This window comes from Vibrio pomeroyi (assembly GCA_041879425.1).
GTDB classification, from domain to species: Bacteria; Pseudomonadota; Gammaproteobacteria; order Enterobacterales; family Vibrionaceae; genus Vibrio; species Vibrio pomeroyi_A.
The window spans coordinates 1,363,102-1,389,755 of the sequence record CP090855.1 but is presented as its reverse complement, the minus strand read 5'-3'; the positions used below and the strand labels follow the sequence as shown (position 1 = coordinate 1,389,755).

Sequence of the window (26,654 nt, the reverse complement as noted above, 5' to 3'; positions counted from 1 at the left end):
TAAAGATACTTTACAACCACTAGTTCTCAGTATACAGTTCACACAATAGTTATCTTAACGTAAAGATATTTTAGATGAACATATTATTAGCAATGATTCCCGCGTTCTTTTGGGGAACAACTTATGCAGTGACGCAATTTACGCTACAGGAGTGGCCACCACTATTACTAGGTGCTTTGCGTGCATTACCTGCTGGTTTGTTATTGCTAGCGGTAAAGCCAACACTGCCTAAAAAAGGCGAGTGGCAAATCATTTTCACTTTAGGCCTGATCAACATCGCGACCTTCTTTGGTTTGATCTTCGTGATGGCATTAACCCTGCCTTCAGCGATTTCGGGCGTAGGTATGATCTCTGTACCAGTGTTCGCAATGATCTTCCATTGGGTGGTGAAAAAGCAGCGTCCGCATTTGATTCAAGCGCTTTCTGGTATTGGCTTGATCACCTTAGCTTGGATTCTATTCAACCCAAGTCAAATCGCCTTAAACCCTATCGGTTTAGGCGCAATGTTTGCCGCGATCATGTGTATTGTTATCGGCAGCAGCATTACCAAATCACTGGGTAATCGTATGCACTGGTGGAAGGTACTCACATGGCAGCTAATTTTGGGCGGTACAATTTTATCTGTCGCTTCTGGCGTTCATGCCTTCATCGACCCACAACCCTATGTTAACGCTGTGACTCATTTCGACACACGTAATGCGATGGGCTTGGTTTGGGTGATTGGGCTAAATACGGCACTTGGTTACGGCATGTATGTGTGGTTGCTGCAACGTATGTCTGTGGTTGATTTCACCTTCGGTGGCATCGCTAACCCAGTAGCAGGTATCGTGACAGGTATGGTGTTAATGGGCGAATCCTTCACTGCGGTTCAATATTCGCTGATGACAGGCATGATCGTGATGTCACTGCTACCACAACTGATTCTTGCAATAAGACAAACCAAAACGGTCAAACCCGTTACGCAATAAAAATCTAGATTACGACTCATAAGCCCGCAAAATGCGGGCTTTGTTTTATCTACAAACTATTTATTACAGTGCATCCACGCAGTTCTGCGATCGTCTTTTTACCCTTTCACTTTGTTCCTCGCTTTGAAGCTCATTTTTGAGCCTGCCACATATCAGATATGTTTTTTCGACTAGCATAAAGTAAGTGCATCGAAACGAAACTGAAAGGTGACATCATGATTAAGTCGAAGCTAAAAGCACTTGTGTTGGCGAGCAGTCTCTTTATCTCACATCAAGTACTGGCGACGGAAAACTACAATACAGATATCCCGCCGAGCATTATGACGGCAGATACAGTACAAACCAGCATTGGTGAGCTGAACTTTAAAGATGGTGCGCCAACGGCTGAAACAGCGCAAAAACTATACGACAATTTAGATACACTTCGCTCAACAGAAGTGTTCCTCAATGCAATTCCAATGGCTTCGGTTGAAGAACTGCGTGTAGGCCATGCCGAAATTGGTTCAACATCGTCAAACCAAGTAGTCGTGTTTGATAACCTGATGGATTCGAATCCGCTATTTCTAACCGGTAACACCGACACGGTTTACGCTTCTGTTTTCCTAGACTTGGAGAAAGATGGCCCAACCGTCATTGAAGTACCTGAGAGTATGGGGCCAACTACGGTGAACGATGCGTTCTTCCGCTTTGTGACTGACCTAGGCATCGTAGGACCAGATAAAGGCAAAGGCGGTAAATACCTGATTTTACCTCCAGGTTATGCAGGCGAAGTGCCTGAAGGTTACTTTGTTTCACAATCCACCAGCTATACCAACTGGTTTATCGCTCGCGGATTTCTGAAAGATGGTAAAACCGATGCGGCAGTGAAAGCATATAAAGAGAAACTAAAAATCTACCCATTAGCGAAGAAAGATGACCAACCAGAAATGGAGTTCATCTCGGGGAGTGGCAAATCGTTTAACACTATTCATGCGAACGATGAGCACTTCTACTCAGAAATTAAAACCGTGTTAGACAAAGAACCGGTGTCATTCATCGACCATGAACTGCGTGGACTGATGTCGAGCATTGGTATTCAAAAGAACAAACCTTTTGCACCCGATGAGCGCATGCAGAAGCTGATGAAAGACGGCGTCGCGATTGGTAACGCAACGGCAAGATCTCTGTACTTCCAGCCAAGAGACAAGAAGGCTTACATTTATGAAGACCGTTTATGGAAGACTGCATTTATTGGTGACGATTACCAATGGCTTGTTGACCAAGGTGAAGGCGGACGCAACCTAGATGCTCGTTCTTACTTCTTCTATGTTGCAACGGTGAATACCCCAGCTATGTCGCTCAAGCTGATAGAAAAAGGCTCTAAATACGCGCTGCTTGACCAAGCGAAAGACGGTGAATATTTTGATGGCGGTAAGCACTATAAATTGAACATCCCAGCGAATGTTCCGGCTAAGAACTTCTGGTCAATTGTAGCTTACGACACACAAACGCGTTCAGAGCTACAAACCAGTCAGCCGCTGCCAAGCAAGAACAACCAGCGTGATGATTTTATTGAAAATGAAGATGGCTCGGTTGATTTGTACTTTGGTCCAACAGCACCTGAAGGCAAAGAAGCGAACTGGATTGAGACGGTACCAGGTAAAGGTTGGTTCACGATTCTAAGACTCTACGGCCCTCAAGAAGCTTGGTATGACCAAACATGGAAGCCAAGTGACATTGAAGAAGTTAAGCTGTAACACTCAGTAGTCTCAATTAGACAGTAACTAAAACGCGCCAGTATCGGCGCGTTTTTTTGTTGTTGTCATCTATAAAATCAATAGCTTTCTAAGCTCTCACTTAAGATCTGTTCAATACGCTTCACTATAGGGTACTGATAACAAGCACGGTGATACTGAATACCTACATCAAAAGTCACCGCTTCTCCGTTGAATAAAACAGGTCGTTTGCTCAGTCCAATTGGGATTGAAGCCAAATCCATATCAAAGCCAACGTAGACATAATGGCTGACTTGAACACATTCCAGCGCGGAGGATACCGAGGCAACAGTCAGTTTTTTCTGCAATACCAAGCCTGTGCGCTTTTTTAGACGTTCGTAATAGGAGTTAGCATCCAGTGACCCCATCGAAACGCGCACCGTATCAAAGCTCTCTAGTTGGTTAAGGTCAATGGCTTCGTTTTTCGCTAAAGGGTGGGTATCCGCTACATAAGCAAACAATTCCAACGAACCCACTTTGCGCTCAACAATACGGTCATTGAGTTCATTGGGGTAGCCCGACACACCAATCGCTAAGGTGCCAGCTTTAGGGAATTCAACGCCATCTAAAGACCAGTCCATCATTGAAATTTTGGGCTTTGACTCCTCATTAGTAAGCCCCTGCAACAGAGGAACCGTAAACAGTGTGCTCAGCGGGTTGGCGGCGTGAAAAACATATTCGATGTTCGAATCGTTACCGATAAACGACTGCGATATTTGCTGCGCTTGCTCTAGCTTTTCCAGCGGTTCTTTTACCACTAGCATCAATTGCGTGGTGAATAAGGTCGGCGTATAAACACCTTTGGTCGCAATGAATAACTCATTAGCAAACAAATCTCGACAATCCGAAAGATGACGATTAAACGTGGCACGACTGATATCCAGAATATGGCATACCTTCGCCTGAGATTGTTGCTCATAAAGCAGGTCCAAAAATCGATACAGATTTAAGTCGATTGTGTTTTTCAAATGCCCTACCTCATTTCCATGCTATGTCGGCCTTTGTTCAGTATGAACGTGAACCAAATAAACTTTAAACACTTAATACGATAACTTTGCTGCTAATAACGATTTTATCTAAAAGAGGGCATTCGGGAGCAGAGCAAATAAGTGTATTCCTCAGCTCTATTTGGCCAAAACTGAGGATCCCGTCGAGCAGTTGCAAACGGCTGGGTTGCTTTCAACCCTTCTTCACTTAATTGGTCAATTCTTAAACTAAGATTAAACCTCACAAAGAATAATGACTTTATGAAAATATCAATTGGTGAAAATATTTACTTTTAAACAGTTATATTGGAGATTTAATTTCTACATTTCATTTCAATTAGAGACAAAAAGACAAACTTTTTCTCCGACGACCTCCTTATACTGTGCCACGTCATTAAGGCGCTACAAGCCTATGATTTAAAATAATTATTAATGAGTAGTCACCATGAATTCGAAGTCGCTAACTATCTTGCTTTTTGTCTCTGTTTGCTTAATTTGGGGAACCACTTGGTTCGCTATGGAAGTGGCATTGCATTCTATCCCACCAATTTTTGCTACTGGACTGCGCTTTTTACTTGCAGCCCCTCTGCTTGCAGTATTAGCAAAAGCCTTCAATCAACCTTTGCTGTTCCCTAAGGGCAAGCGTCAATGGCTGCTTATTGTGGCACTGATGTATTTTGCGATTCCGTTCACTTTGATGATCTATGGTGAGCAATACATCTCTTCTGGTTTGGCATCGATCATCTTCGCTAACATGCCTGTTGCTGTGATGCTGATGTCGGGTTTGTTCCTTGGCCTGCGCTTAGCGAAGCATCAAATATTCGGCCTAGTTACTGCGGTTATCAGCCTGTGCTTAATTCTTGGTAACGAAATGCAAATGGGTGGTGATGACTACTTTATCGGTACGGTTTGCCTGGGGCTTGCGGTTGCGATTCACGCGGTAATGTACGTGTTAGTTCAAAAACACTGTAAAGACATCGAGGTACTGACTTACAACGCTGTGCCAAGCTTTATTGCTGCGATTTTCTTGTTTGCTGTGTCGGCTGTTGGTGAGAACGTGAACGTAGAATCTTTCACTTGGGATTCTATCTCAGCGGTTGTGTATCTAGGTTTTGTAGCGAGTGTCGGCGGTATTGTGGCTTACTTCAAACTAGGTCAGGTTTCGACACCGTTCCAAGCATCCATTTGTTTCCTTATCTTCCCAGTGGTTGCGCTGCTAATCTCTTGCTACATCAACGGTGAGGTGCTATCTGAACAGTCTCTGCTTATGATGATCCCTCTACTTTGTGGCATCTTGCTAACTAAAGCACCGAAGAGCATCTTCAAGCTACGTTCAACGCTTAAAACGGCAAGCAGTAACTAAGCAGCTAAGTAGCTAAGTAGCTAAACAACTAAGAACTAAGGTAAGCCGTATCCAAACTGCCCCAGAAGCTCACAATCCGCTTCTGGGGTTTTGTTTAGCTCAAATACTCCTTCACAATCTACTGCCCCTTTACAGCCAGCCCCTTCTCGTATCGAATCGCTCACCAAGCGAATGACTTAAACATCGCGATCAACTACATTAGACTCAGCCATTATTGCCAGCTCTGGTTAGTACACTAGTTATCTCTCCACAAAGGAATGTCATGAGTAATCCCATCAAACACATGCGTCTTGTCAAAGGTCAACCTTGTCGCGTGACAGAACTGTCTAATAGTGATGATGCGTTCTTAGAGCCGCACAGACATGAATACTGGGAGTTAGTATGGTGCGTAGATAACCATGGCAGTCAGAGCATTGATTTCGTTGACTACGACAATAAGATCGGCCGTATTTTCACCATTGCACCGGGCCAAGTACACCGCTCGGAGCTAGTCGGAGAAAATGCTCGTTTACTGGTATTCACCCCTGGTTTTGTTAAAACCAACCATCGCAACACTCAGCTAGTCGACACAGTTTTCGCCATGCACCAAAGCCGCCCTCCCTATTTGGATTGCAGTGAAGAAGGCAACCGCTACCTGCTGCCTATTTTCAACATGCTGAAAGAAGAGTGCGCACGAGAAGAGAGTGACTGGGACTTAGTAGAGTCGCTCATGAATAGCTTTTTGCGCTACATCCTGCGCTTTGCTAGCCAGTCCTCGCTGAAAGGTGAAGTACGCGATAGTCGAGTGAACAAGGTGGTTGATTTGATTGAGCAGCACTACGCCACCCATAAACATTGTGATTTTTATGCGCAAGCTCTGTCGATAACCAACAAACGCATTAACGAGATCGTCAAAGCTGAAAAAGGTAAAACCGTCACTCAATTGATCCACGACCGAATCATTTTAGAAGCGAATCGAGAACTGATCTTCTCAACCAAGACCATTAAGACCATCGCTTTTGAACTCGGCTTCGAAGACCCGGCCTATTTCAGCCGTTTTTATCGCGGCCAGATGAAAGAGTCACCAGCACAGTTTCGAAGCCGATGTGCAGATAGTGCAATATAATACGCAGATAATCCCTTTTTTAGCCGCCACTAAGTTCCGATAATGCTCCCTCTTTATTTCATCCATTTTGGTACATCCAAATTGTTGGGAGCTTGTTCGAATGGCCATCAACCTAAAAACCGATCCAATATCTAAATCCTTTTATCAATACCTTTGGCCTGCGTTAACCGGCATGGTGATCAAATCCCTTTTCATCATGGGAGACGCTTGGTTCGTTGGGCATGGTGTCGGTCCTGATGGCTTGGGCGCTATCGCTCTCACCATCCCTGCTTTCTCAATATTCACTGCAATTGCCATGATGGTTGGTATTGGCGGCGCGGCGCTGATGTCTATTGAAGTGGGCAAAGGCAACGTAACCTCTGGGCAAACTCTTTTTAATCAATCGATGTTGATCACCGCTCTGTTTAGCACAGTAACTGTCAGCATTGCCTTGTATTGGCTCGATGAGGTTATTGCGCTGATGGGTGCTTCTGGGTACATGGCAGAGCTCACTCACGACTACCTATCTGTAATGTTTCAGTTCTTCGTGCTCTACTCGTTAGCTTGGGTTATGTCGTGCTTTGTGCGTAACGATACCAACCCAAAACTGGCGACTTACGCCATGTCGATTGGTGCTGTGGTCAACCTCGTATTGGATTACTTCTTCGTCCTAAAATGGGGCTGGGGCATGAAAGGGGCCGCCTATGGAACAGCCATAGCGCAGGGTGTCATCGCGTGTATTTTATTGAGTCACTTTGTACGCAAACAAGGCACCTTAACACTGAGTTTAAAAGGCATTGGTTTTGATAAACTGCCAAGCATCCTGAAGATTGGCACTCCAACTTTCTTCATTGAAGTAACAGCCGCTATGACGATCTTGCTGTTCAACTATGTACTGTTGGATCAGTTTGGTGAGAACCACATTATCGCTTATGGTTTAACAGCCAACATCGGGGTCTTTGCTCTATTTGTGATGGTCGGTATTGCTCAAGCTTGTCAGCCTATCATTAGCTTTAATCATGGTGCGAACCAGCCAAATCGCATCGAAGAAATCTTCCGCTTAGGATTAAAAAGTGCGGTCGGCAGTGGCCTAGTATTTATGGGGATTGTGTATCTGTTCGCCCCTCAAATCGCAGCGCTTTATCTGGGAGCTTCAAGTGATTTGATAGGGTTATCCGCGACCGCACTCACCTTCTTTTTCTTTGGTGTGCCGCTAATGGGAATCAACTTAGTGATTGCTAACCTGTTTCAAGCGACTGCCAAACCTAAACAGGCAACGCTGATATCTCTTGCTCGCGGTTTTGTGTTCGTGGCTTTAGGTATCATCATTCTGCCAAAGCTGTTCCCAGAACAAGGGATTTGGGCGAGCATCTTATTTGCAGAAACTGTCACTGCGATATTCAGCCTAAGCATGCTGCGAGCCTACAAGAAGCGTTTCTCGGGTTCGTTAGAAGAGCAAGCAGCTTAGAGCGTTACGCTTTTGGTTAGCACATACAAAAAAGCTCCAATATCGCTATTGGAGCTTTTTATTTATCTCATCAGAGCTATAGCAGTCTAGCGCCAGCTAAACACTCGCACTTCATTACCCTCTTCAGGCTTCTTAGGAATGTTTAAAGATAGCGCCAACGAAACCGCTGCCATCACTGCACCAATATAGAAAACCGTTGCAGGAGACGATAACCAAATCACACCAAACGCGACTGGAATAACAATCGCGGCGATATGGTTGATGGTGAAAGAGACACCTGCGGTTGACGCCATGTCTGCTGGATCTGCAATTTTTTGGAAGTAGGTTTTAATCGCTAACGCCAACGCAAAGAACAGATGATCGACCACGTAAAGTGCCGCCGCCCACTCAGCGCTTTGCACCAAGCCATAACCAACAAATACACCGATCAAACCAACATATTCGAAGATCAACGCCTTGCGCTCCCCAACCACACCAATGAATCGTCCAATACGTTTCGCGAACAAGAAATTAAACAGGTAATTCACTAAGAACAGTAACGTGACATCGGCAGCGGAGTAACCGAATTTCTCCACCATCAAGAAGCCTGCAAACACGGTGAAGATCTGTCTTCTCGCGCCACTCATAAACGTCAGTGCGTAGTAGAGCCAGTAACGCTTCCTTAGCACTAACTTCTTATTCTGTTGGGTCTTGGTTTGAAACTCAGGGAAACCAAAGGTCATCACCAACACCAGAACGAAGCCGATGCCTCCGGTAATGCCATATACACAAGCGAAATCGAATTTTAGCTGTTCTAGCATCACCCAGATAGAGCCATAGGTGAGGAGAGATGCAAGTGCACCCACCGAGATCATTTTGCCTAGCATCTCTGGCGCTTCTTCTTTACTTAACCATTGCAGTGACAAAGATTGCTTCAGCGTTTCAAAATAGTGGAAACCCGTCGACATCAAAATGGTGGTAAGCAAAAGGCCTGTCAGTGAAGGGAATAAACCAGTAATCGCCGTGCCCACGGTCAGCATCGCTAGCGATATCAACATGAAGCGTTGCTCACGAATGAAGGCTAAAACAAACACCACAGTAAACGCTAAAAAGCCGGGTATCTCACGAACACTTTGCAGCAAGCCTATATCAGCACCGTCAAAGTTCGCTTTCTCAATCACGAAGTTATTCAGCAGAGCCATCCAGCTCGAAAACGCGATAGGTACAACAATCGAAATCAGTAATAAAAAGTTTTGCGGCGTTTTCCAGCTCGCGGGTGATGCTCTCATAGCAGCCAAATCCTAAATAGTAATCCAGTATCATACTCCGGTTTTATGGTGATTAACAAACGATTAACTTTTGTTTTTCTCATGTTCATACAGGCCGAAAATACATACAACAACAAGGTATAAATAAGATGAATTAGTAGCTATATCTAGAGAGAATAGTGAAATGAAAAAGGAGGAATAAGAAGGGAGAAACTCTCCCTTCATTAAGGCAATTAGCCGTTAAAGACCTTTATAAAAAGTTAACCACTCCCCACGCTCTAAACCGCTCACGTGGACTCCAGAGATACCACTAGAGGTCGTTGCGTTCGTCGGCAAGAATGACAGATTTACGTTTTTAAATTGATCGGAGATTTCACTTTCCGTGCCCGTTTGAGAAAGAATGTAACCCAAGTTTGTTGAGCTCCAGCTAGAGTTACCGCTGTCCTCCCACTTTTTGAGGAGTTCTTTTGTCACCAATTGGCTACCAACCTTGAGGGCTGGGCCGCTGATATTGCGGAACTGATAATAGTCAGCGCCTGAAGACGTTAACGCGATTACCTTCTCAGACAACACATATAAAGATTTGATGCCATTGCTACTCAACGACTCTTTGGCCAGTAAGGTTCTCGTCTGGTTATCTACGATATAAAGAGAATTTGCGGTTGTAATAGCACTGGTTTTTCCATCACGAGATGTCGCTATCTTGCTAATTTCAGCATCGACGACCAGTTCCCCAAGCACAGTTTGTTGTATTGAATTAGAGACCCACTCAACCTTATTGCTATCCAGCCCCAACAGTATCTGCTGGTTCACGACAATATTGGCGGTTTTGAGGTTTAACTTATCAACAGTCATCTTAGTGGAAAGGTTAGAGGTATCGATAATTTCTGCTGCTAAATTGCTGTTTGAGAAATAGTTCTTATAGACAATCACGGCTTCACTTTCGTCATAAGATGGCATGACTTGCGGTGAAGAAGCTTTCAACGCATGGCTCCAGCTTTTCATATCAAGCTTATTAGCACTTAACGATTTGAGTTCTTGCTGTGAGTATATCGAGCTTCCAGTATTTTTAATCGCCAACAACGAGCCGCTTTGTAACAGAGGGATCACTGCCGCAAAGTTATCGTTAATGCACGACTCACTCGATTTAGGCTGAACTGCAGGGTTAGGTTTTGGTATGGGCGGAAGCGTACCTCCACTACGGCTGCTGTATGTATCAATCGCAAAAGCTTTGACGCCGGCATTGTTGTTATTCGAACCATTGAGACTCGTGAGGAAAACACCATTAGCGCCTTGGCTATTACAAATATCACTCGCTGTCGGTGAAACGTAAGCTGTCGGCTTATAAACTTTGTAAGCCTGGACACCATTTAACGCTGGCACTAACTGGATGATTTCATTTGCATCTATCGTAGTTTCCCCACCGCCAGTACCACTTCCATGATCGCCATCGTGGTCATCGTCATCATCATCATCGTCGTCGTCATCATCGTCGTATGAACGAATGCTAACTAAATCAGAAGCCGTTTGAGACGCTGGGTCACCATTGATTGTCACCGGTTTATTGCGTGACGAACTATCGATCTGCATAACCACATCGTCCGCCGTTACGAACACTATCTGGCTGTTCGCAGGATTCAACGCAATCGACTTAGCAGCATATAATTCTGGTACTGACTGAGAGCCTCTTACCACTAATGAATTTTCAATTTGCAGGTGTCTCGACACTGCTCCAGCAACATCAATCGCCGATAAATCCAGAGTTTTATGTTCGATCATCAGATCTAACGCGTGAGCAATATTTGTGTAGGAAGATTGTTTACCGTCCGTTTGTGCCTTTTTCAAAGAATTTAACAACAAATCAGATAAGTCTTTAGGTCCATAGGTGGTATCAAGCACACTGAAATTGATGCCAACATGATCCCCTAATTTACTCTGAAGTGATGCTTTTGCTTGTTCAACATCATTGCTTACGCCGGGGTTAAACATCATCTCGCTATGAATCAAAGTCGTGAAGGGTGTCACCAATTCCATGTTGGGAGAAGCGGTTAAAATTGCACCATCATATTGCCTCTGTTTAGCGTACCCAGAAACCTCTTCAAGCTGTTTTTCTTGATCACTGCATGTGCCATTCAAATCTGCATCAGCACATACTAATGAACCTTGATAGGCATAGCCTGAGGCAGGCGTTCCAACTGAGCTATTCCCGTCTGAACCTCCTCCACACCCAGCGACCATTAAGACACTAGAGATAGCTAGTGACAATTTGCATATTAAAAATTTATTGTGCATTTTTTCGACCGATTCACCTAGTTTATTATTGGATTGATAGTATTTTATTTTGCTATTAAATCACTTAACGAAATAAAAGATCAAATGATATTGATAATTACTATCATTTAAATTAATATCCTCCGCCTTTCCTATGGGTAATTTATAAATTATTTGGAGTTCAGGTGGTCAGGAATCCATACAAATTAATGAGTGTTTCACTCGTTTCCACAATGCTCATTGCTTGTGGCGGAGCAGGGTCAGATCCGAAGCTTAAACAGTCACAAACTCAGCCAAATTCTCAGAATATTTTGGGGATCGCTTTGGATGGTTATTTACACAATGCGAAGGTTTGTTTCGACAAAAACAGCAATGCCATGTGTGACTCTGCTGATGGAGAGATTGCTACTACGGACTCCGAAGGAAGATTTCAACTAGACATCGACAATGATGTCACGCAATACCCAATATTGGTCGAAGCGGTTGCAGGTGTCACCATCGATATGGATTCACCGAATAAACCTATCGAATCTGGATTTACGTTAGAAGTGCCTAACAACAATTCGGACGTAATCAGCCCCGTGACATCTCTCATTGCCAGTGTGTCGAGAACCAGTGGAATCAGCTTTGATGAAGCAACTAAGCTTGTTGCCGATGACTTAGGTATCGATACACAACTGGCAGTTAGTGATTACTCAGCCTCGAATTCAACCAAAAGCCGCGAACTACACATGTTTGCGCGCGGCGTTACTCGCGTACTTCAAGAAGCACAAATAGCTTCTGTCGACGCTGGTATCGACCAAGTCAATGCTCGTAAAGGCGCAATGTACAAACTGGCCGAGCTTGACTTGGCAGAGTTTAAAACCAAGACCGATTTACTGTCTCATGGCGCATCTGGAACCGACAATGCGTTGAAACAGCTGGGTAAGGAATACCGAGATCAACTCAAAGTTTCCCAAGAAGACGTCGATGGCAATGACATCATCACTAGACCGCCAGCGCCTAAGCACGGTCAGGTCAATGACGCCTCAGACACCTTCAATTGGCAGTTTGTTCGTAGCTTCAACCAAAACACAGATTACGAATATTCATTGGATTCAGGTAAGACGTGGACGACAGTAATTCGTAAACCGATTGTTGTAGGAAAGCTAGCGTTCGAAAAAGGAGCCGTTCAAGTTCGGGTTGCCGCGTCTAACGTTCGCAATACTCCTGCCGGAAAACCCATGCTCTCAGACAAAGCGTTTACGTTAACTACCGTGCCTGCTGCTCCAGCTTGGATTACGGTGAATAACGCAATCAATCAATTTGATTGGGCATTGGTCGATTCATTTAATGAACTGGATCTTTATGAGTATTCATTGGACAACGGTTCAAGCTGGACAAAGGCGACTGAAAAGCCACAGAACATTCAAGATCTGGATATTCCTCTTGGACACTTAAAAGTTCGTATTGCTAAAAATGATTCTCTGGGTCACCCAACTGGCTTAAGTGCAATGTCAGAGAAGCCGATGACAGTAACACCAGCCCAATCAGCAAAACCGGTGTTGGAATTTGCTAACGACAGCACGAATCAAATCAACTGGCTTTGGGCCACTGGATACAATGCGCCATCTTTCTACGAAATTAATCTAGGTAGCGGTTGGAAGGACGTAACCTCACTGCCGTACCTGGTTGGTAATGTGTCACTTCCTGCGAACTCGATTTCGGTTCGCGTTAAGTCAAATGCATTGGATGCTCGCCCTGCAGGTGTTCCGTTGGTTATCAGCTCGGCATTCACTCGCTCAGAAAATCAGCCTGTAGCACCCACCTCACCGATTGTTGACGATGCAGAAAACACATTCGCATGGACGAACGTTGAAGGTTTCACGGGGAGTGATTCCTATGAATACTCACTGGATAGAGGCATTACTTTTACTCCTGTAACTAGCAACCCACAAGCCATCCCCGATGAAATACTTACCAAGGGACAAGTCTGTGTACGAGTGAAAGCAGAATCGGATCCTCTGCATGATCCTGGCGAAACGCTATGTTCAGACAAGAGCTACTCTGTGACTCCTAGCATGCCTGCCGCTCCGACATCACCAACCACCCATGATGGGTTAGATACATTTGATTGGACGTTCGTACCTGGCTTTTCAGAAGCAACGGATTACGAGATCAATGTACTCAACGCAGGTTGGGTTGTGATTACCCAAAAACCATACCAGTTAAACGACCAAGCCTACGCTATTGACTCAATTCAAGTGCGTGTTAAGCGAGACCCAATTACCGGTCGCCCTAGCAGTTCAGAGTTGACCAACGATGTCGCGTTTACTGTACGTCCGTCAGCACCAAGCGCCCCGACTGGCCTGGTGGTTAACGACACCGACAACACACTCGATTGGACATACTTCGGTGAATTCACACAACCGGAGCATTTCGAAATCACGCTCGACTCAGGTTCTACTTGGACTAAAGTCACTGCAAAACCAGTTGTGATTGGTAATGTCGACAGGAATATCGGTGAGGTTCAAATACGCGTCGCTCAAAACCCGACGAATGGCATGCCTCATGGCGTAGCAGCATTAACCACACAAGCCTTCACCAAAGTGTTTGAGATTTCAGCACCAACATCGCCTGAGATAACCAACACTTTTACTGGCTCAAACCCAATCAAGACCAATGGTTTTGAGTGGGACTACTTAACGGCTAACGTTGATGGTCAATCTGTTCGCTTTGATGAAGCCGAATACTATGAGTTCACCAACGACAAAGGCCTGACCTGGCAACCTGTTGTTTCGATTCCTCAATTTATTGGCCCAGAAGCGTACGACAAAGCCAATGTCGGTGTTCGACTAAAAGAGAATGCGAAACAAGGTGTATCAAACTCAATTAGTGACACCCTTTGGGCTACAGCGGCGAGTAGTCGCTTCACGGCATTAAAATTCGTACCGATGAAAACCCGTTCGCAGGCCGCTGGTTTTAATTACGGTGGCTCATGGAATACCTACTCCCTAAATTGTATTGCTGAATACGATGATAAAGGGCAAGGGGAACCGACGTTTTGGGCGGAACGATTCTCTTCAGAAATAGATACTGTATTCGATAAAGTCACACAGCTGGATGATTGTGGTATTGCGGGTTGGACACTTCCAGACACCAGTGAAGTAATCACGTTGTCGCAGAGAGATCCTGCAACACTGCCATCAAATCTAAGAAGTGGTTACTTGGTATCGAATAAGTCAGTGAATGTATTAGCGGATAAAAATGGCGTCGCTGTCACTATCAACAAAGGCCAAGAATCTGTTGAGCAATATTATTCAAAATACGCATACGCTAAATGGCAATTGCCATCAGGTGCAGAGTTACTCACTGGTGTAGATAGCGCGACAACTGAAATAACCGCCTTTCTGAGTACACAAGATACGAAGATTAACGCTACGGAGCTTTATTTAGAAACCTGGCTAACCGCCAACCAATCTAAGAGCAAAGGTTACGCTGCATTAGAAACGGAAGCGCAAGCTAAAGTAGTAGAACTGCAGGCTTTGACCCAACCATGGGCAGATGATCTTAAGAATACGCAGCTAAAGCTAAAAGCTCTTGAGTTTCAGGCGTCTGTCGCTCAAAGCCGAACTGATGCGGAAAGCCTTGAATTCATTACCAAAGTAAAAGCGTATAAGGAACAGGTCGCTCAATTAGAGCAAAACACAGTTGCGTTAAGCGCATTAGTCTCTGGTTCTGAATTTGCTCAAAAATTGGCGTTCTTGCAACAGAAATCCGCCGCCCTAACCAGCGCAACCAACACACTAAGTTCAGCCTCACTCGCTAAGGATATTCACCAGGCAAGTTTAGACCTGTACAACGCGATTTCAGATTTGGAACATCAATATGGCTTGGTTAATACGTTCGTAAACGAGCTGAATACCTCGACACAATTGATAGGCTCAGAGTTTGACACTCTTGCCGCATTGTTCCAGAAGTTTATCAGTGAGATGAACACCACAGCCCAAGCCCACAATCTAATGCAATCAAAAGTGTTGGCAAAAGACGGACTAAAGCTGGCTAAGGACAATGGCTTTAGTGTCTCGCAAGCAGACGCAACCATAAGCAGCCGCTTCGCTAAATTGGATGAACTAGGTAACTACCTACCGAAAAGCACCACCTACCAACAAGGTTGGCGCTGTGTTGAAGACACCCAAATAGCGGGCAAGCGCCGAGTATGGACACTGCTTAAAGACGGCCGACCAAACGGTGCTGACGATCTCGCTTATGACGCTTCGGCATCAGGTGTAGCGAGTGTCTTGGGCAGTAATGGTCTGCTAGAGAGTACTAACAACGCTAACTTATGTGGCTTCAATGATTGGAAGGTACCAGGGCTATCTCAGCTGTTATCACTACAGACTAAAGCTATCTCTAGTTCAAACTCGACCATAACGATCGATACAGATGCATTCCCTCATCACCGAGGACTGGACCCGGAATATGACAAGTCTAGCTATTACGGTGGCGTGACCTTTTACTACTGGTCGAATCAAGCAAAGGACTCTAAGCAATACGTCACAAACTACAGCTCTGAACGCAGCTACCAAGATGTACGTAGTTCGAAAATCGACGGTACTGAAGATGCCGTCATCTTAGGACGTCTTGTCAGAGAAAAAGCGACCACATACCAGTACCTAGATATGCAAGGGAACGTCGTGGCCGATCGCCAAAATGCCATTTGCGTACAAGACACTGACAGTAACCTCGTTTGGCAACTGTTTACCAACGGAGACACTAGCCGTTTCAAGAAATACGTAGATGTAACGCCTTTAATTTCAACACGAAATACACAAACCGTATGTGGCAAGACGAACTGGCGCTACCCATCGAAAGCAGAGCTATACGGGTTGCTGCCGATCAATGCGGATGTCTTTAAATTTAACGAAGTGACTGGTGGAGGTTATTCCAACCATAGTTCCTATATCACCAGCGACCCCGCTCCTTACGGTCGAGTCCTCGGATTGAATATGACAACCATGGATGAAAGCCAAGTTGGCACTCAAAGTTACGACGGCCGCTACCTATACCGAATCGTTGCCAAATAGGCACTCAAAACACCTTTATTAATGACTACAGCAGCCTCAGCTGAGGCTGCTTTCATCTAGGAAATAACAACATGTTTAACAAGAAAAAGCAGCGCGGCGCGGCCGCTATCGAATACGCAATTCTCGCAGCAGCAATGTCTGTGGTCTTGCTTAATTTTGTAGGCGGCGAAAATGGTGATCTAACCGAAGCCATTACTGGCGCTTACCAAACTGTCGTCGATCAGCTCCGCGAAGCTCAAGAATCAGAATAAGTCCGTTTACCGTAAATTAAAGGAATAGTTATGACTGCCAAGCGACTCATGTTGCTGTCGTTATTTTGCTCGGTGCTCGGATTGTCCGTTTTACTGTTGAGCCAAACCAATAGCGAGTCTGCGACCACCTCTTCTAAACACGCCGCTAAGCAAACGGTCAAAGTGCTGGTTCCAACTCGCACGATTGAGATAGGCCAAGCCTACACTCCAAACTCGTTCCGATGGAAAGAAGTTCCACAGCAAGAGTTGGAGAACTACATCGACCATGTGACGCCGGAAGATATTTCTGCCGACCACACGATGTCAGGGCTAGCACGTACCAAGTTAGTCAAAGACTCAGTGCTATCGAAGGCCGATATTACAGAACCTAAAGGTGGCTACTCGCTCTCATTGAAGTTGCAACCGGGCTATCGCGCGATTTCGGTTCCGGTCGATCAAGTCACGTCTAATTCAGGATTCATTGAACCGGGCGACCGAGTGGATATTCTCCTACTCGGTTCACAAGATGGTGAGCTACTTCGTTACGGCAATTCATCTCAAGGATTGTACGTTACAACGATAGTGCACGATGCAAGAGTCTTGGCATTTAATAACAAGCAAACGGCAGAATCTTATCAAAAGGCTCGGGAATCTAATGGTTTCGAAAATGGTATCCCTGACGATAGCAGTGTCTCTTTAGAAGTGACACTCGAGCAAGCAAACCAAGTGGTTCTTGCGAAACAACTAGGAAAGTTAACGCTTGTGTTGCGCGGGCAAAACGAGGCCCAAGATCAACCTCAACACGCAAATGCAGTAACGCTGAAAGTCATTTCTCCTGATACAACTCAGGTATTACCTGACGTGGGTTTAGTGGAATTTAGAGCCGACAATAAAACCGTTAAAACTAATACTGGAGCTGATAACAATGGCTAATATCTGTCGTTGGTGGGGTGTTCTCCTGCTCTCAAGCCTATGTGCCTCTTTTGCATCTGCAGCGTCAACATTTGATGTCACGATCAATGAGGCAAGAATGATTCACTTACCAGAGAAAGCGAAATCCATTTTCATCTCGAGCACCCATATCGCTGATTACCAAACCTTAACCAATACCAAGGTGATGATATTCGGTAAGCGAGCGGGCAGCGCCACGATCACCGTTTTGAATGAACAAGAACGCGTGATTTATACCAACAAGATTCGCGTCACGCATAACAGCCGTGAGTTCAATGAACTGGTTAAAAACAAGTTCCCAGAAGCGTCAGTCAACGCGGAGTCTCTGGGCGGAAAGTTATGGCTTAAAGGTCGTGTTCCCTCGCCTATGATGGCACACAATATCGTAGCGCTAGCGAAAGGCTACTTATCCCCTATTGTCGGTTCTACCGAACAACAAGAGAGCTCGAATTCACGGGGAAACAGTAACAACAGCAGTAATTCAACCAATCAAAATCAGCAGACTCAATCCAATGATGATGAACTGATCAATCAGTTGGTCGTGACCATGCCAAATCAGGTCAACATTCGTGTGAAGATCGCAGAAGTTTCAAGAAATGTGTCCAACAAGTTGGGAGTGAAATGGGGCTCGATCGCCGATGGTGTAGGGCAGTTTTCATTTTCAAAGCTGCCTAATGTCAGTAGTTGGGGCAAGCCGAGCATTACTGCTCTGATTGATGCACTCGCAACCAACGGGATGATGTCTGTGCTTGCAGAGCCTAACTTGACCGCAATGTCAGGCGAAGATGCTGAGTTTTTGGTGGGTGGACAAGTTCCCTTACCACTGATTACCGCTGACACCACTCAAATCGAATACAAGGATTTCGGTGTAAAACTGAACTTCACCCCAACCGTGCTCAGCCAAAACCGCATTAGCTTGAAGGTGAACCCTGAGGTCAGCAACGTCTCAATCGAAAGCCAACAAGTCATTCACGGGACTAACTTCCCATCGTTTACGACTCGTAGTGCGTCCACCACCATTGAATTGGCCAGTGGGCAGAGCTTTGCTTTGGGTGGGTTATTGAAATCGGAAGACATCGAACAACTGCAGAAAGTCCCGTTGATTGGCGAGGTTCCCGTTCTAGGTTCACTATTCCGTTCAAGTGAGTTCACTCGCAGAGAAACCGAGCTAATCATCATAGTAACCGCGTACCTGGTGCAACCGACTCGCTCAGATTCAATGCCACTACCAACCGATGGATTAATCCCATTGAGCGATGTTGAACGATTACTGGCATGGCCAAGTAATCAACAAAAAGCATCAAATAATAAAGCGACTTACACCGACAACCAGAAGCCTCGCTTACTGGGTGACAACGGGTTCTATTACTGAGGTCATGATGAATAAATTATCCTTATTGCTCCCTGCCCTATTTGTGTTTGCGGGATGCGCTCCAACGCTTACACCACAGCAACCTTCTGTCGATGTCGTGTCCGTGACAAACAAACTGACTTTAACACTGTCGGGCAAAACGTTGTCGGCTCAAGAACAAGCAGACATCTCTGACTTTATTGTTCGTCGAGGCACGCTGTCCAACTTAATGGTCAAGATCGAAAATACGACTCCGAAAGGAGAAAGCCAAAGCGAAAAAGTCAGGCTTGGTCTTATTGAATCGGGTCTCTACCCTTCGCAAGTTTTAGTGTCAGACGAAGTAACAGAAGGTAAAGGCGACATCACAATTTTAGTGGAATCTTACCGTGCGAAAGTCCCTGAATGTGACGCAGGGAAAACGCCAAGAACCACACTCAACGCTTATCGTACTCAGCGCAACTTTGGTTGTGCGAATGCGAGCGCACTTGCACAAATGGTCGCGAATCCAAAAGACCTAATTGTTGGTCAAGCCATCGACAGCGCACAAGGACAAAAAGCGGTGTCCAGCATCAACAATTACTTTGCGCCACCAGCACAAAACCAACAGACCAACTCTGGTTCTTCGAATACCACATTAGGAGGCTCGCAATGAATCAAGTACATAACTTAGCGGTACTCATCGCGGCATCGGAGCAACTCGATACATTAGCACTCACATACACATTAAATGACTGTGGTATCAACAACATCACGACCTCTTCGATTCAAGAAGATGACATAGTGAGACAGGTACTCAAGAATGACATTAAAACCCTATTCCTCGATGTTCTGAATTGGGATCTGTCAGAGTCGAAACAGGTTGTGCAACGTTTGATCAAACGTACTGGGTGCCAAGTTATCGCGATTGGGCATTCAACCGAAATTCTTGCATACCGTGGAATGCTCGCCTCAGGTGCCAGTGACTACTTGGTCAATCCTGTGACATCACAAGATCTTGAACATGTCTCGTTTGCTGCTTTGCAACTCAATAGCGAACAACGCCATGAAAAAGTCATTTCTATTGTCAGTGCGAAAGGTGGTTCAGGAAGCAGCACCATTACCGCGACGCTATCTCAGCAGCTTGCCGAACTCGGTAAACAAGTGACCTGTATGGATCTCGATTTCTCGATGGGCGATTTGGATCTGCTACTCAATGTAGAAGGCAACACGGCGTTGGTTGAGCTTTTACAGTATCCAGAAAGATTAGAACCCCTCGTGTTCGAGCGCAGCGGGATCAGTGTGTCACCCGAGCACACGCTCTTTACCGGTTATCTGCCTTTAGACACAACACCATTCTGGCCACAAAAGAGTGCATTCGATCAGTTTACAAAGTTCTGCCTGCAAAGCTCAGACTACTTGTTAATCGACATTCCAACCTATTCCTTGCGTGACCAGGTTGGCTTTGAAGCGCTAAAAAGTGCCGATATCCGCATCATAGTGGTGGAGCCTACGCTCAGCTCGATCCGCAATGCCGGTCAGATAATTAAACGACTTCAAAACCAAGCGGACTCACAAACGATTGTGGTGCTGAACCATTGTAAATCCGATTCTGCATCCCTGATTTCAGTCCATGATGTGAAGAAATCACTCGGAACATCTGTAGATGTCGTGATTCCATTTTTACCAAACCATTTCTTGAGCAAGTCATCGCTTGGTCAACCGGCCCATAAAGGCAACCGGAAAGTGAAACTCGCCTTTAACTCTCTACTTGAATTGGTCACTGGTGAGCCGCAGCAAGGCAGCCGCCGTTTTTGGAAGCGAGGCGCATAATGTTTGGTCAGAACACGCAAACCATTGATCCGATTGAAGTGAATAGATCTCTATCGCATAAATCCATGACATCAACACCTTCAGTTCGTGAGCATTATCATGTGATTCATGAAGAAGTAATTAAGGCGATCGACCCATCGGTTGTGGTGAGCTTAAGTGCGTCCGATCTTGAGGCTAGAATCGCCGAAATGGTGTCAGATATCGTGATCTCTAAACAGCTACCGCTTGGTCACAAAGATGTCGCTCATTCGGTGGAACAACTGCTCAATGAGTTTCTCGGTTTAGGCCCACTACAGCCCTTGCTTGAAGACCAAGGCATTACCGACATCATGGTCAATGGTTACCGTGAGGTCTACGTAGAACGTTCTGGGAAATTACAAAAGACTGCTGTTCAATTTCGTAACGAGGAGCAGCTACTCAACCTAGCGAGGCGCATCGTCAGTAAAGTTGGGAGAAGAATCGATGAATCAAACCCGTTAGTCGATGCACGACTGGATGATGGTAGCCGTGTCAATGTGATGATCCCACCGCTGGCGCTGGATGGAACCTACATTTCCATCCGAAAATTCAACGAGAATAAGCTAACGCTCAGCCAATTGGCGCAGTTTGGCGCAATGTCGAAATCGATGATTAAGCTTATCGATATTATTGTGCGCTCCCGACTTAATGTGCTTGTTGCGGGAGGCACTGGTGCAGGTAAAACCACATTGCTCAATGCGATGTCTTTTAGCATTTCACCTCAAGAACGCATCATTACCATTGAAGACACCGCAGAACTGCGTCTACAACAACCTCATGTTGTGCGCGCAGAAACACGCCCTGCCAATGCAGAAGGTTTAACGTCGATTACTCAGCGAGAGTTAGTACGAAATGCGTTACGTATGCGACCAGATCGCATCATTTTAGGCGAAGTTCGTGGTGATGAAGCCTTTGAAATGATGCAGGCAATGAACACTGGCCATGATGGTTCACTGTGTACATTGCACGCCAACTCCGCGACTGACGCCTTGGTACGTATGGAAAACATGCTAATGATGAGCCAAGCGACTCTGCCTTTATTCTCATTACGCCGCCAAATCGCCGACACCATTGATGTCGTTATCCAAGTCGAAAGAATGCGTGATGGCAAAAGGCGCATTGTTTCGATCACCGAGGTGCAAGGGTTAGAAGGAGAGCAATACATCACTCAAGACTTGTTCGCCTTCAAGCCATTATCGGAAGATCAACAAGGTAACCTGATTGGCGAATATAAGAGTGCTAAGTGCGTACCGAGCTTCAATGAAAAAGCTAAGTACCACCAACTCGATGCTCAACTCAGAGTCGCTATGGAGCTTGAAGCCGGATGATTCTAGTTCTCACTGTTTTCGTTTTGCTGATCGCGATCGCGTTGTTACGTTTGAACTCAAAGCAAGCCATTGTAAATAAGCGCTTGTTGTTAGTCAGTGGTAGTCAGCGATCACTCTCAGCAGACGTTTCAATAAAAAAAACTAACCACCAGCGAAACAACAAGCTGCACGCTTTCTTCTTACGAGTTAATGCGTTGCTGCCGGTTTGGGATAAATATTTTATTGCCTTATCAGCTGTCGGCTTCCCGGTTGCGGGTCACATGTTGTTTCCCCAACTGGCAATGCATCATCAACTATTGGCCGCTGTTGGGCTTTGGTTTGTATGCGCATGCTTCTTGGTGATGTATCGCCGAAAAGTGCAGGTAGAGGAATTCGAACAAGGCATCATCAATGTACTGGGCTTAATTTCTAGAGCTGTGGCAGCGGGGCTTTCTGTTCCACAAGCGATTGAGCAAGTTTCAGAGACACAGCCGGGGCTATTAGGACGTGAGTTCTCTTACATTCGCGATAACTTAGCGCTTGGTTTAAGCCTTCGCCAAAGCCTCGATGATGCATGTGTTCGCCTTCCTTACAGCAGTTTCCGCTACTTCTCGGTCGCGTTAATCCTGAACCAATCGAATGGTGGCCAACTGCGCGACATTCTTCAAAGCTTAAGCCGGACCATGCATGACAACCGAGCGATGAGAAAAAAGGTCAAGAGCTTGACCTCAGAGCCTCGTATGACTGCCCTGTTTTTATCCCTACTGCCCATTGGTTTATTAGCCGCGATCGCGGTAATGGAACCGACGATGATAGATCGCTTGGTCAATACAAAATCAGGACAAGATGTATTGGTTTATGCGTTATGCAGCGTCTGCTTGGGAACCCTAGTCTTGAACTCTCTCACTCGTAACAAGAGGTTCTCGTCATGATCTATGTTGCCTTGCTTCTATTGGGGTGTGCATTACTACTCACGCTTATCGCGCACTTATCTTCTTTCAAACGAGATGTTGTAGCCGAGCGACTGACTCGCGTATCGAGCTACTCCTCTAAATACACCGCAGCTTCAAGTAAATGGCGTTTCCAAGGAGCAAAACCACGACGCCAGAAATTGATCCTCATTGGATGGTTGAACCCGAATGCCGAGATCTATTTTCTGGGCTTGAGACTACTGGCAATGATGACTGGCTCTATTGCTTGGTATGCCACTCGAATCCAGGTGCTTAGCATCAACTCTGCGGCCGAATGTATCGCTATCGCCATTGTGGTCGGCATCCTGTTCGATCGCCTTCTAGATTGGCGTGTGAACCAAGTCCGAATGCAAATTAGCCGCGTGATTCCTGATGCGGTCGATTTGATGGTGGTGTGTGTTGCATCAGGTCTAACACTTGAAGCGGTATTTCGCTGTGTCGGTGAAGAGATGCGTTCTATCTCTCCAGCGTTATCACGCGAATGGTTACTCACTGCGACTGAAATCTCGGTTCTTGATTCACCACAAACGGCACTTTCAAACCTAGACAAGAGAGTGCAGCTTCCTGACATCAACAATATTGTGACCACCATGAATCAAGCGCTTCAATACGGTACTCCTCTTGCAGAGGCATTAAAACTGATTGCCTCTGATAGTCGTCAGTATCACTTTCTTGAGCTCGAAGAGTGGGTAGGAAAAATACCAGCGAAGATGTCATTTCCCTTGGTGATACTCATCATGATCCCTTTTGTCATCATTGTTGTTGCGCCAATCATGTTAACCCTGAAACATACTCTGGGGGGCTTATGAACAAGATTTATCTCTTGGGTTTGGCGTTGATCCTAGTTGGCTGCCAATCAACTAGTAATGTTGAAACCGAGACCACTGAAGATATGAAAGTCGCCGAGGTGGCACTGATGAATGGCAAGCCAGAAAGTGCCATGGATCTTTATAGAAAATTGCTGGCAGCGAATCCCGATGACCCACAACTGCTATTGCTTATGGGCTCTGCCGCGAATCAAGCCAGTCGTTATGATGAAGCTCTGCATTACCTACAGCGTGGTATCGAGCTTAACCAATCGAGTGCAATTTACAGAGAGCTTGGCCGATCATGGTTAGCCCTAGGTGAAATAGAGCAAGCCACATCAGTTCTCGAAGAATCTGTCAGATTGGAAGCGTCAGATGATGTTGCCCAAAACAGTTTGGGCGTGAGTTACTCGCTCAATAAACAATACTCAAAAGCGCGTGAATCTTACTCACATGCTCTCAGCTTGATGCCATCCAGTAATGAGTACCGCAACAACTTAGCCATGGCTTGGATTCTCGATGGAAAACCAGACCAAGGGATCCGAATTCTGCACCCGATCTTTGTCCGAGGCGAAGCGAGTGTAAAACTTCAACTCAACCTAGCACTGGCTTACGCACTTTCAGGAGACAGTGATTCAGCGAAAAGTATCGCTCGCGCGCACCTATCTCAACCGGAATATGCCAATAATAGCCTGTATTACCAAGAGCTTGCAGCTCAAGCTGATAAGGGAGCACAGTAATGCTCTCTCGTCAGAAAGGGGCGCAGAGCGTCGAGTTTGCAATGTTGGTGATTCCATTTCTGATACTGATTATCGGATTCTTTGAGATCTGTCGCCTGCTGTTGGTCAACATCATTTTTGATGCCGCCGTGAATGCGGGCGTTCGAGAGGCTAAGACACGGTCGATCAGTCCTATTTCAGACCAAGCTTTTGCCGAGACTATCGCAAAGTTCCCATTGATAGATAAGAGCAAGCTCGTCTTGGATCGATCGCCACTATACGCCGAAAACTTCTCAGATTTAGTCAATAACAAATCGGTTTCCAAAAGCAGAGCAGTGTTGGGAGAGTACGACGTGTCTTACTCATTTTCTTTTGCCCTGTTACCAAGCCTAACCGCCCAGTTATCTGAGCCTATCGGCAACATGACAACCTTGAAAAGAAAGGTACTGGTTAGTTATGACAACAAATAAAACACCTCGAAAAAAACAAGCGGGTTCAGCAGCGATTGAATTCCCCTTCGTTGTACTCGCACTCATGATCATTTTGTGGGGGCTTGTTGCGGCCTATCGCCTATTCAACCTACAAACTCAACTCGACAATGTGACGTATAACCTAGTCAATGCCGTGTCTTTAACGCAACTGAAACCAGAACAGGCTCCAAACGGATTGCCTAATTCGTTAAAGAATCAGCTTTTAGTTCTCGCCGAGCGTTATCTACCGCACAACATTGATCCAGGAAATATCGGGCTGTCACTCGAAAGCCGTGTGTTTAATACAACCGCCTTGAACTGGGAATACAAACACATCCATGCCGGGATCACCTGCCAAAAGTACACACCCATCGATCAACTAGAGACACTTATCGTTGAGGGAAGCGGCGACCCTGCGTTAGTTGGAAGACCATCCACCTTGGTTCAACTCACTTTATGTGTGAATACACCGTTTGACTACAAGCGGCTCGATCTTCCTAAAACACTCTCAAGTTCATCAGTCGTGATAGGAAAGCATTATGGTTAAACCAATATTCGGCAGCATTGCGCTTAAAAAGCAGCAAGGCTCCATGACCATTTCATTCTTGGCGTTACTGTTTCCAGCGCTTTTCATCGCTGTTGGCACCCTGATGATCTCCGCACAAGTGATGGTTTCAAATCGAGCAGCGCAAGCCGCCGATTCGGCCGCATTAGCGTGTGCTTTTGCTGACACAGCCACACTCCCAATGATGCGGGCTTACCAAGAGTACTATAAGCCAACCCTAAAAGGTGTGAGTGGATTAACACCACAAAACCAAGGATCAAGCTGTCGTATTAGCCTTGGTTATTCATTGTCACCGTTACTGCCCAACTTTGAATATGAAAGCTACGCAAAAAAAGTAACGGCGACAGGTGGTGGTTATAAAGGTGTAGTTGAAAGCAAGCACTCTTCGATTCCAACAGAGCTGGTTTTAGTCCTTGATGTGTCTGGATCGATGGGTTCAAACATCCAGTCGTTGAAATCCATTTTGTCCGATGCTTTGAATACGATTCAATCTCAGAGTAGGAATGCTAACGATTTAGATTCTGTAAGCATTTCAATCGTTCCTTTCGACTCTGGAGTCGCAGCGCAGCGCCCACCTTGGATATCCAAAGAAGCGGCAGGAATCTACTGTATTGATGGGCTTAGCTATCGCAATGGCAATTTTTCTGCGGCACTGACCGTCGACAACCTAGCGACGCTGCACTCAGAACGCCCTGTGAAGTTTACACCTCCAAGCCAATGGTTAAGCGACTGTAACCAAGATTCACCAATGCTGCCATTAACCAGCGTCTTTTCTCGCGTCCAAAACTCGATAAACAACCTAACGGCGAATGGCGGCACTCGCTCTTTTCACGGTTTGTTATGGGGAGTGAGACAGCTGATCCCGAGCTGGCAACAAGCATGGGGAATCAACGTAAGTACAGTACCTGAAACCAGAAGAAAGCTGGTGCTCTTCACCGATGGTGCTGACGAGGGAGACACGTTTGACCAACTGGTTAACGCTGGGTTCTGTACTACCGCAATCAATCAATATGGCATCGAAATGAACTTCATCGGCTATGGCGTCAGCTCGTCTCGAATCGCCCAATTCGAGCGTTGCGCAGGGAATCCATCACGTGTGTTTAGTGCCACGAATACCGTCCAACTCAACGAGTATTTTTCCGACATTCTCGCCGTTGAATACTCGGCAACCATCAAACTCACTCAAGCATCTAATTAGCACTTCTTAATTAGAAACACTGAATTTTAAACACAATTAAAAACAATGGAGA

At 45.6% G+C, this 26,654-nt stretch carries 21 protein-coding genes; 18 read left to right on the top strand and 3 right to left on the bottom strand.

Annotation, left to right across the window (positions count from 1 at the left end; genetic code table 11):
* Positions 1–74 precede the first annotated feature (74 nt).
* Together L0992_22055 and L0992_22050 are read left to right on the top strand one after the other, a co-directional pair.
* Complete coding sequence (locus tag L0992_22055) at positions 75–968, top strand: DMT family transporter (protein XGB69082.1); 894 nt, start codon at positions 75–77, stop codon at positions 966–968.
* Between the two features lie 215 nt (positions 969–1,183).
* On the top strand, positions 1,184–2,704 hold the full coding sequence (locus tag L0992_22050) for a DUF1254 domain-containing protein (GenBank protein ID XGB69081.1): 1,521 nt from the start codon (positions 1,184–1,186) through the stop codon (positions 2,702–2,704).
* 77 nt (positions 2,705–2,781) lie between these two features.
* Here L0992_22050 and L0992_22045 read toward each other — a convergent pair whose 3' ends face one another.
* Positions 2,782–3,690, bottom strand: a complete 909-nt coding sequence (locus L0992_22045) for a LysR family transcriptional regulator (protein ID XGB69080.1) — start codon at positions 3,688–3,690, stop codon at positions 2,782–2,784.
* 463 nt (positions 3,691–4,153) lie between these two features.
* Between L0992_22045 and L0992_22040 the strand changes: the two genes are divergently transcribed.
* The 3 genes from L0992_22040 to L0992_22030 all read left to right on the top strand — a co-directional run bounded on the left by L0992_22040 (position 4,154) and on the right by L0992_22030 (position 7,623).
* Complete coding sequence (locus L0992_22040; GenBank protein XGB69079.1) at positions 4,154–5,071, top strand: DMT family transporter; 918 nt, start codon at positions 4,154–4,156, stop codon at positions 5,069–5,071.
* Between the two features lie 262 nt (positions 5,072–5,333).
* Positions 5,334–6,176, top strand: a complete 843-nt coding sequence (locus L0992_22035; protein XGB69078.1) for a helix-turn-helix domain-containing protein — start codon at positions 5,334–5,336, stop codon at positions 6,174–6,176.
* A gap of 100 nt (positions 6,177–6,276) precedes the next feature.
* On the top strand, positions 6,277–7,623 hold the full coding sequence (locus L0992_22030; GenBank protein ID XGB69077.1) for an MATE family efflux transporter: 1,347 nt from the start codon (positions 6,277–6,279) through the stop codon (positions 7,621–7,623).
* Between the two features lie 86 nt (positions 7,624–7,709).
* Here the strand turns inward: L0992_22030 and L0992_22025 are convergent, their stop codons facing one another.
* Both L0992_22025 and L0992_22020 read right to left on the bottom strand, forming a co-directional pair.
* Positions 7,710–8,891 carry an MFS transporter gene (locus L0992_22025; GenBank protein XGB69076.1) on the bottom strand — a complete coding sequence of 394 codons (1,182 nt, stop codon included), beginning with the start codon at positions 8,889–8,891 and terminating at the stop codon, positions 7,710–7,712.
* 219 nt (positions 8,892–9,110) lie between these two features.
* Positions 9,111–11,108: a hypothetical protein gene (locus tag L0992_22020; protein XGB70405.1), complete on the bottom strand. Its 1,998-nt coding sequence runs from the start codon at positions 11,106–11,108 to the stop codon at positions 9,111–9,113.
* A 242-nt stretch (positions 11,109–11,350) separates the two neighbouring features.
* On the opposite strand from L0992_22020, the gene L0992_22015 reads away from it, so the two are divergent.
* From L0992_22015 to L0992_21955, 13 genes are all read left to right on the top strand, one after another.
* Positions 11,351–16,207, top strand: a complete 4,857-nt coding sequence (locus tag L0992_22015) for a DUF1566 domain-containing protein (GenBank protein ID XGB69075.1) — start codon at positions 11,351–11,353, stop codon at positions 16,205–16,207.
* A 71-nt stretch (positions 16,208–16,278) separates the two neighbouring features.
* Positions 16,279–16,458, top strand: coding sequence for a Flp family type IVb pilin (locus L0992_22010; GenBank protein XGB69074.1), 180 nt, complete (start codon positions 16,279–16,281; stop codon positions 16,456–16,458).
* A gap of 30 nt (positions 16,459–16,488) precedes the next feature.
* Positions 16,489–17,370, top strand: a complete 882-nt coding sequence (cpaB, locus tag L0992_22005; GenBank protein ID XGB69073.1) for a Flp pilus assembly protein CpaB — start codon at positions 16,489–16,491, stop codon at positions 17,368–17,370.
* Positions 17,363–18,760 (top strand): type II and III secretion system protein family protein, encoded by a 1,398-nt coding sequence (locus tag L0992_22000; GenBank protein ID XGB69072.1) that lies wholly within the window; start codon positions 17,363–17,365, stop codon positions 18,758–18,760. The genes cpaB and L0992_22000 overlap by 8 nt, the downstream gene beginning before the upstream one ends.
* A 7-nt stretch (positions 18,761–18,767) precedes the next feature.
* Positions 18,768–19,391 (top strand): CpaD family pilus assembly protein, encoded by a 624-nt coding sequence (locus tag L0992_21995; protein XGB69071.1) that lies wholly within the window; start codon positions 18,768–18,770, stop codon positions 19,389–19,391.
* The gene (locus L0992_21990; GenBank protein XGB69070.1) at positions 19,388–20,548 is read left to right on the top strand and encodes an AAA family ATPase; all 1,161 of its coding nucleotides are present in this window, start codon (positions 19,388–19,390) and stop codon (positions 20,546–20,548) included. The genes L0992_21995 and L0992_21990 overlap by 4 nt, the downstream gene beginning before the upstream one ends.
* On the top strand, positions 20,548–21,894 hold the full coding sequence (locus L0992_21985) for a CpaF family protein (protein XGB69069.1): 1,347 nt from the start codon (positions 20,548–20,550) through the stop codon (positions 21,892–21,894). The genes L0992_21990 and L0992_21985 overlap by 1 nt, the downstream gene beginning before the upstream one ends.
* The gene (locus tag L0992_21980) at positions 21,891–22,805 is read left to right on the top strand and encodes a type II secretion system F family protein (GenBank protein ID XGB69068.1); all 915 of its coding nucleotides are present in this window, start codon (positions 21,891–21,893) and stop codon (positions 22,803–22,805) included. Before L0992_21985 ends, L0992_21980 begins: the two co-directional genes overlap by 4 nt.
* Positions 22,802–23,653 carry a type II secretion system F family protein gene (locus L0992_21975; protein ID XGB69067.1) on the top strand — a complete coding sequence of 284 codons (852 nt, stop codon included), beginning with the start codon at positions 22,802–22,804 and terminating at the stop codon, positions 23,651–23,653. The genes L0992_21980 and L0992_21975 overlap by 4 nt, the downstream gene beginning before the upstream one ends.
* Entirely contained in the window at positions 23,650–24,390 is a 741-nt protein-coding gene (locus L0992_21970) for a tetratricopeptide repeat protein (GenBank protein XGB69066.1), read from the top strand. Before L0992_21975 ends, L0992_21970 begins: the two co-directional genes overlap by 4 nt.
* Entirely contained in the window at positions 24,390–24,839 is a 450-nt protein-coding gene (locus tag L0992_21965) for a pilus assembly protein (GenBank protein ID XGB69065.1), read from the top strand. The genes L0992_21970 and L0992_21965 overlap by 1 nt, the downstream gene beginning before the upstream one ends.
* The gene (locus L0992_21960) at positions 24,826–25,386 is read left to right on the top strand and encodes a hypothetical protein (protein ID XGB69064.1); all 561 of its coding nucleotides are present in this window, start codon (positions 24,826–24,828) and stop codon (positions 25,384–25,386) included. The genes L0992_21965 and L0992_21960 overlap by 14 nt, the downstream gene beginning before the upstream one ends.
* Positions 25,379–26,602 carry a VWA domain-containing protein gene (locus L0992_21955; GenBank protein XGB69063.1) on the top strand — a complete coding sequence of 408 codons (1,224 nt, stop codon included), beginning with the start codon at positions 25,379–25,381 and terminating at the stop codon, positions 26,600–26,602. Before L0992_21960 ends, L0992_21955 begins: the two co-directional genes overlap by 8 nt.
* The last annotated feature ends 52 nt before the right edge of the window (positions 26,603–26,654 follow it).